Source organism: Limnospira sp. PMC 1279.21, assembly GCF_032349615.1.
Taxonomy (GTDB): Bacteria; Cyanobacteriota; Cyanobacteriia; order Cyanobacteriales; family Microcoleaceae; genus Limnospira; species Limnospira fusiformis.
In genome coordinates, this window is sequence record NZ_JARPLU010000188.1 from 1 (window position 1) to 8184 (window position 8184).

3 protein-coding genes and 1 pseudogene are annotated in these 8184 nt (G+C 44.2%); 3 read left to right on the plus strand and 1 reads right to left on the minus strand.

Features of this window, described 5'->3' with window-relative positions:
- Positions 1 to 607: 607 nt before the first annotated feature.
- Positions 608 to 1183, minus strand: a complete 576-nt coding sequence (locus P5683_RS20655) for a hypothetical protein (protein ID WP_006624333.1) — start codon at positions 1181 to 1183, stop codon at positions 608 to 610.
- Positions 1184 to 1351: 168 nt separating this feature from the next.
- Between P5683_RS20655 and P5683_RS20660 the strand changes: the two genes are divergently transcribed.
- The 3 genes and pseudogenes from P5683_RS20660 to ltrA all read left to right on the plus strand — a co-directional run bounded on the left by P5683_RS20660 (position 1352) and on the right by ltrA (position 7935).
- The gene (locus tag P5683_RS20660; RefSeq protein ID WP_006668437.1) at positions 1352 to 4384 is read left to right on the plus strand and encodes a HEAT repeat domain-containing protein; all 3033 of its coding nucleotides are present in this window, start codon (positions 1352 to 1354) and stop codon (positions 4382 to 4384) included.
- 58 nt (positions 4385 to 4442) lie between these two features.
- Positions 4443 to 4919, plus strand: coding sequence for a Crp/Fnr family transcriptional regulator (locus P5683_RS20665; protein WP_006624335.1), 477 nt, complete (start codon positions 4443 to 4445; stop codon positions 4917 to 4919).
- 1207 nt (positions 4920 to 6126) lie between these two features.
- Positions 6127 to 7935, plus strand: a pseudogene (gene ltrA / locus P5683_RS20670) (group II intron reverse transcriptase/maturase).
- Positions 7936 to 8184 lie beyond the last annotated feature (249 nt).

An 8184-nucleotide genomic window follows, 5' to 3' on the forward strand; every position in this document is an offset into this window, starting at 1 on the left:
CCTATTTCATACCCGAACGTCTCGCACCATACGCTTACACTTTTCACTACTCTACGAGATGTACTCGTAGAGAGCCCAATAGGGGTTTCAACGTTCCGTATATATGGGCATTCCATCTTTAGATTTGTCCTATCCACCGGGGTAATTTTAAAGGTCTTTGTAGGTAGTAAGTCTAAACTCCTACTTTTCCCCTTGCTCTTTTGAGCGCAGCGTGTCAACATATTTCGCTGCTTGGTAATTACGATGGTTCAGGCCAGACATTCGGTTTCCCTAATCATGGATGGTTGGCAGTGGTCGCATATAGTAGTATGTTCTACATCACGCCTTCCGTTCCCCGCTTCAATCCTAGGGTTGTGAATCCTAAAACTGGGGGTGGCTATCGCCTTTACTCTTTCCCATAATCACCCCAAGTGGGTTAAATACTCCTCCTAAGTATACTTGGACGGTACTTTGTGATTTCTTAAAATGGGATTGACCCTGAGTTCCCTGCCTTGCTTAGAGTCACGACTTCTAAGCGTCGGGACATATATACAGTTAAGGGGTAGACTTGTCGAAGGTCTAACTCCCTCTAGGAGGTTATTTCAGGCATTGCAGCCTTATTTCACTCCTAAACATCTCGCACAGACTTCTCTACCATAGCATCTACAGCATCTACAGCGATCGCAAATTGAGCATAGTATCCATCAGCCTGGCGGACTAATCTTACTCGCTTAATTTGTGTGATGTCGTAGTAGTTCAGGTCCCAGGTTCCCTTTAATTTCAGAGTCCCGATACCTTTTTTGTCAGAAAAGGTAATAGCTTTTCTGGTTTCCGAAAGTTGCCATCCGCTAGTTTTATATTCAACAGAGCGACTATGTTTTTTGAACTTAGGAAAACCTTTTTTACCCTTAACACTCAGCGAAGTCAAGGCTTTAACTTTTTTCTGACAGTTATCGTAGAACCGAGAAATAGCAAACCAAGCGCGTTCAGCCACTGATTGTCTAGCCATCGAGTTCAATTCCTTGGCAAAAGGAAACTCAGCCGCTAAGACAGCACAATATTTATTTAGGTCATATTTACCCCCCCCTTTATTATCCATCCAATAGCGCCAACATTTGTTTTGGATAAACTGAGATGTGCGAATAGCCTCGTCTATAGCTTGGTACTGAGATGGTTTAGCTTTGATGGGCGAACTCGTATACAATCATTGCTCACTCTAACAACCTTATGCTATTATAGGATACCAATGAAAAGATAGCAATAGTAGGTAGGCGAATAAATTTGCCCTAGCCGCTACATCCGCCCTATAAAGAGAGGCGGCCAAAGTGGCTATCAGGTGTTTTCAGATAACATTGAGGGGTCTCAATACGGGATGGAAAAGCGAATTGGTGAACCCGCAGGAGTGGGACAGGGTGTGCTACGCGGTCTAAATCTCCGCCCAGAAGAAGTAGAGCGAACCTTATTAATGTTCGCAGTTTATACTTTTTCATCCATCGGACTGATTTGGTTAGAACTAAGTACCGTCGGCCTATTTATTGATCAATATGGGGCAGAAAAACTGCCTTGGATTTATATTGCTAGTGCTGGGATCGGGTCTAGTTTGGGTGTAGTTTACTCTCGGTTACAGACCTTTTTACCCCTGCGCCGGGTGATTGTTCTGATTTTACTACTGATGGCAATCCCCCTGTTTCTATTTCGTTTTGGTTTGAGAATAGAAAATTTCAGGTTCTTGGGATTAAGTCTTCAGTTTGTTACCCTATTTGTCATGTGGCTGTGGGTTGAGGCTTGTTATCTTCTCAACGATCTCAATACCTCCATTACCTCTAATCAACTTTTTAACATTCGGGAGATCAAGCGCACCTATCCCATTATCAGTAGTGGTTATCTGGTGGCTGGGGTGGTTAGCGGTTTCTCCCTACCTCTATTGCTGAGATTTGTAGGATTAAACAATGTCACCCTAGTATCTGGGACTATGGTTCTCGTGGGTGCAGGTGTTTTATTTTATCTGTCCCAAAGATATGAACAGTCTTTCCCAGATTCTTCCCGGTGGACCCCCGAAGACGAACTCCCCGAATTTAGTACCCGTAGCCTCAAAGGTCCCCTACAAGGCTATGTCATTCCCTTGGTGCTATTTTTCGTCATGGCTGAAGTCGTCTATGTCATGGTCGATTTCCAGTTTTTCAGTCAATTAGAATACCGTAGTATCGGTGGCGCTAGTTGGATTGTTAGCTTCCTGGGACTATTTGAGGGGGTTTTGAGTACCTTCCAAGTAGCCACTCAGTGGTTTGCTTCCAGTCGCTTGGTCGAAAAAATAGGCGTGTTTGGTACAGCATCTATCCTTCCTGTGGGGGTAGTCGCCTTGGGCCTGTTTTCCTTGATAGGGGGGGCTACGGGTTTATTTACCATATTTATAGGGTTTTTGATTCTCAGATTTTTAGATGAACTGTTCCACTACACTCTCATCGAAACTACCGGGACGGTTCTATTTCAACCCCTACCAGAAAATATTAGGAGTGATATTCAGACCCTGGTTAATGGTGTCTTTGAACCCCTGTCAACGGGTTTGAGTGGTATCGGGATTTTGCTGTTGCTGTGGCTGATTAACCTATTTTTACCCGATGGTGTCCCAGAAGGTATTTTCCTGCAAGACCAAAGTCTGATTTTTGTCGTAACTATTATTTTGTTGGCTTTTGTCTGGTTGTGGGTGGTCTGGAAAATTCGCTCCCAATATGTAAGACTTCTAGTCCGTAGTGCTGAACGCGGTCGCCTGGGAACTACAGATATTGATATGCGTAGCCTCAAGCGATCGGTGGTCGATGAGTTGAAACAGCCAACCCCAGAAGCTGATAAGCGTTCCTGTATTGAATTACTCAGCCAACTTGATCCTAAAAATGTCGGGGATACTCTGGTTCCACTACTGGAGATTATGTCCCCGAATCTTCAGCGTCAAGCCCTAGAACTGATGCTAGATTATCCTAATCCCGCTCATTTAGAGGCGATTAGATCCCTATCTCGTAGCAGTCTACCTCCTGAAGTTTTGGCTTTGGCACTACGCTATATCTGGTTAACTGAATCTAACCCAGATATTAATCAGTTGAAACCTTACCTACAACCAAGGGTCGATCCGGTGGTACGGGGAACAGCCGCAGCCTTGATTATGCGTCGTGGCGATCGCGAACAAAAAGCGGCGGCTACTAATACTATCCGCCGCATGATCGTCTCTAATCAAGAACCCGAACGGGTGATGGGAGTCCGGGCTCTGGGTGATGCTGATTATCTGCAAGGGTTGCGAGTTTATCTTAATGACCTCCTCGCTGATGAATCTCTCAGGGTCCGCTGTTCGGTCTTGGAAGTCATTGCGGCTACTAAGATGGAAGAATACTATGGCTCCCTATTAAAAGCCGTTTCCTACCGTTCTACCAGAGAAGCAGCAAGAATGGCCTTAGTCCGATTGGGAAATGAGGCTATTCCTCTATTAATGAGAATAGCAACGGATATCTATAAATCAGATTTGGTCAGACTTCAGGCTTGGTCTGCTTTGGGAGAAATTGGTACGCCAGAAGCCTTAGATACTCTCATTGATAATCTGTTAATTTCCTGGGGAACCACCCGACGTAATATTCTCCGCATTCTCCTGAAAATTCCCGATGATGCGGGGATTGAAAGAACTTTAGACCGCATTGGACGTAATGGGGTGGAAACGTTAATTGAACAGGAGTTGATGTTTATTGGTCAAATCTATAGCACTCTTTTAGACCTCGAACCTGAAAAACCTACAGCTCCTATCTTACCTTCTACTGTCTCCCTTGAGGTCGCTTCCCCCCTAGAAATGCTCTGTCGCGCGCTCCGTAATCTTGAATCTGATGCCATAGACCGCTGTTTTCTGCTGATGAAGTTCCTTTACTCCCTCGGATCTATTCAGGCGGCGGCTTTCAATATTCGCTCTGGACAACAGGGAAATATTGCTCGTGGGTTGGAAATCTTGGATAATACTGTTGATATTTCCCGTAAACGAGCCTTGATTGGCATTTTGGATAATCACTCTATTGTCCAAAAAATTGAGGACCTCTCCCCTTTGATTTCCTATAAACCAATGACACCTAGCGAGCGCCTTCGTCGTTTACTGGAGTTTCGCCATTTCCTCTCGGATTGGTCTTTGGCTTGTTGCTTCCACCAAGCGCGGTCCGCCAGTTGGAGTCTCACCGCTGAACAGACTTTGATGTGTCTGAGACATCCCACAGGTTTTGTCCGGGAAGCTGTTTTGGCTTACCTCAAGATGGGAGCGCGTCAGGCTTTGGTAGAATTATTGCCAATGCTACAAACCGATCCAGACCCTTTGGTGGCTCACCAAGTACAACAATTAATCTCGGAATTAGCTGTACACATAAAAACCGAAATGCCTTGAGCAATGGGGAGTCCCTCTGGATTCAAGTTTACTAACTCGCGCTTTACCTCGTCTGATTATGTTAACTAGCGTACAACGCCTATTGTTTGTCCGAAAAGTCCCCATTTTTCAAGAACTTAGGGATGATTTCTTGGTGCGTCTTGCTTCTGTTATGGATGAATTGTCTTTTCCCCCTAATCAAAGTATTTTTACTGAGGGACAAGAAGGGCGATCGCTTTATATTGTCGTTTCTGGTCAGGTCAAGGTTCATCATGGCGATCGTGAATTGGCTCGTTTGGGTAAGGAAGACTGTTTTGGCGAAATGTCTCTATTTGATGCTGAACCGCGATCGGCTTCTGTCACTACCCTAGAACCCTGTGAATGTCTCATGCTCACACAGATGCAGCTTTATGATGCTATTGATGAGACTCCTGGTATTGCGGTTAATATTATTCGCTTACTATCTCGCCGCATCCGAGAATTGAACCAAAAAGCCAACGATCAAAACCCTAAATCTTCCATTTCCGAAGTTAAAGTCCCACCCCCTCGGTCTTGATGTATCTTGATTTTTTTTCAAAAAAAAATTGGGGTCGCTTTTTTGCCTCGCGGGCATTGACAACCCAGGGCATTCCTGCTATTATATTGACAATATCTTTAATAATTGGATATAGCCAAAAATAAAAATTTTACAAACATCCCATTATATTAAAAGTATAGCGCAAGTAGCCACGAAAGGCAACCCCCCCTCCCCCCAAAAAATTCGCATTTTGCCAGTTGATTTTTTTTTCAAAAAAAAATTGGGGTCGCTTTTTTGCCTCGCGGGCATTGACAACCCAGGGCATTCCTGCTATTATATTGACAATATCTTTAATAATTGGATATAGCTAAAAATAAAAATTTTACAACCATCCCATTATATTAAAAGTGTAGCGCAAGTAGCCGCCAAAGGCAACCCCCCTCCCCCCAAAAAAATTTTTTGCAACATTTCTTAAAATTTTGTTACAAAAGTTAATAAAGTTATAGTTTGGTAGGAAGGGATTAGTCTGTAAGCTAATGTTTGGACACAGTGCGAGACGTTCAGGCATCAAATAGGGCTGTAATGCCCGAAATAACTGCCTGGTGAGGACTTCAACCCCCTGGTTGAATATAAGGAGCGCACTCCTGACCATCCTCATAACTGTTTATATGTCCCAACGTTTGGTATAGAAATATACAAAACAAGGCAGGGAACTCAAGGTCAAAACGCCAAACCGGAAATCTTAATGATTCCTTAACAATTGCGTTGAGAGTAACGGCGATAGCCACCCCCAGTTTTGGGAATCATAACCCCAGGATTGAAGCGGGGAACGGAAGGCGTGAAGTAGAACCCACTACCAGATGCGACCACTGCCAACCATCCATGACTAAGGAAATCTGAATGTTCCGACTTGAACCATCGTCACTAGTAAGCAGCGAAATAGGTTGATACGCTGCGCTCAAAAGAGTAAGGGGAAAAGTAGGGTTTTCTATAGGACACCTACACAGACCTTTAAAGATACCCCGATGGATAGGACAAATCTAAAGATGGAATGCCCATATAAACGGAACGTTTTAACCCCTTTTAGGCTCTGATAATCTGGTCGAGAAAGTCAGTAGTGAAAAGTGTAAGCGTAAGCCTATTAGGGGGTGAGATGTGACCAGAAGCCAACGCCTTACTGTAATGATAAGGATATGCAGACGGGTCACGGTTTGATTGTAAAGAATAGAGTCTAGTAGGAGTTACTATGACGAAAGCGAGTTTAAAGAAAGGATTTGAGAAATCAAAACCAATCAAGACGTGCGTTTGTATCGAAAGCTATTCCCTGGGCGAAAGTTCAGAGAAAAGTTTTCAAGCTCCAAAAGAGGATATTTCAAGCAGCTAAATCGGGACAGGACGCAAAGGCACGAAGGTTGCAACGTCTACTGGTGAAGTCATATTATGCCCGACTCTTAGCAGTGCGGCGAGTGACTCAAGATAATCAAGGCAAGAAAACAGCCGGTGTTGATGGAATGAGAGCAATCTCTCCAAGGCAAAGGTTTGAAATTGTTGAGAACATCAAGGGAAACCTCAAAGCAAAACCACTGCGACGGGTGTGGATTCCAAAACCTGGAAGGGATGAAAAACGCCCCCTGGGAATACCCACAATCCAAGATAGAGCGAGGCAAGCCTTGGTTAAATCGGCTCTCGAACCTGAATGGGAATCGAGATTTGAAAGTACAAGCTATGGGTTCCGTCCTGGACGGTCAGCTCACGATGCAATATCCAGAATCTTTCAAAGTATAAACAAAGGAGGTTATTACATACTGGATGCAGATATAGCGAAATGCTTTGACCGAATAAATCATGAACACCTACTGTCCAAAATTCATTGTCCAAGCAGCCTAAAGAGAGACCTGAAACAATGGCTCAAAGCGGGCGTGCTAGATAACGGTGTATTCGAGGATACAGAAGCAGGGACACCCCAAGGAGGGGTCATAAGTCCACTCCTAGCCAACATCGCACTGGATGGCATGGTTAGGTTAATTGAAACAATGTATCCTAAAAAGAAAAACGTGGCTCAAGCCACAATAATCAGATACGCCGATGATTTTGTAGTGATATCCCCATCACTTGAAATCATTGAACAGTGCAAAACTGCTATTTCCGAATGGTTAAAACCTGTTGGACTAGAAATAAAACCTGAAAAAACTCGAATCTGTCACACGCTTAAACGTATTGAGTATGATGGCAAAACAGAGGAACCAGGGTTTGATTTCCTAGGATTTAATATCAGACAATACCCGGTAGGAAAATATAAATCTGGTAAACATGGAGGAAGAAGAAAAGGATGCTTCCTATTTAATAAAACCCCTCACAAAATGATTGGATTCAAAACCCATATCAAACCCAGTAATAAAGCAGTTAAAGCCCACACGCGATTAAAGGTGTAATAAAACAACATAAAACAGCACCTCAATCAGCCCTGATTAGCAAACTAAACCCAATCATAAGGGGATGGTCAAACTACTATTCAGCGGTAGTCTCATCAGAGACCTTCAATAAACTGGACAACAAAGTTTGGTTAATGTTACGGGCATGGACAATATCAAGATGCGGAAAGGCAAGTTACGAAAAGCTGGGAAACTATTTCAAACGTGGAACGGTTAAACTAAGCAACGGGAAAGAACGGCATGAAACCTGGTTATTCAAGACTAGGGATGGATTCCAACTATGGAAACACAACTGGACTCCGATTGTTAGACATACCCTAGTGCGCCCGGACGCAACACCATACGACGGAAACTGGACTTACTGGGCAACCAGAAAAGGACAAGCAATCGACACGCCCAACAGGGTAGCAAAACTACTCAAAAAACAAAAAGATAGATGTACCTGGTGCGGACAGTATTTCGCACCATCGGATTTAGTTGAAGTAGACCACATTGTACCTCGAAGCTCAGGCGGAAAGGATGAATACAAAAACCTTCAGCTATTACATCGCCATTGTCACGATGATAAAACGGCACTAGATAACGTCAATGCTGTATCCTTAACAATGGAGCAATCAGACTAGGAGCCGGATGAGGCGAAAGTCTCACGTCCGGTTCTGAATGGGAGGGGGTGAAGGTGACTTCACTCTCGACCCCTATTCAGTTACCCATTAATCCCAAAATTGGGCAGCTATTTGGCTAGGGTAGGTGTAGCAGTTCGTGGCTGACAGAAGCACCCCGAGGGCGGGTGTAGCAGTCTTGCTGGTGTTGGTAGTAGCTGACAGAAGCACCCCGAGGGCGGGTGTAGCAGTCTTGCTGGTGTTGGTAGTAGC

Coding starts and splice junctions, on each gene's coding strand:
- P5683_RS20660 (WP_006668437.1), top strand. CDS start 1,352: ATGGAAAAGCGAATTGGTGAACCCGCAGGAGTGGGACAGGGTGTGCTA.
- P5683_RS20665 (WP_006624335.1), top strand. CDS start 4,443: ATGTTAACTAGCGTACAACGCCTATTGTTTGTCCGAAAAGTCCCCATT.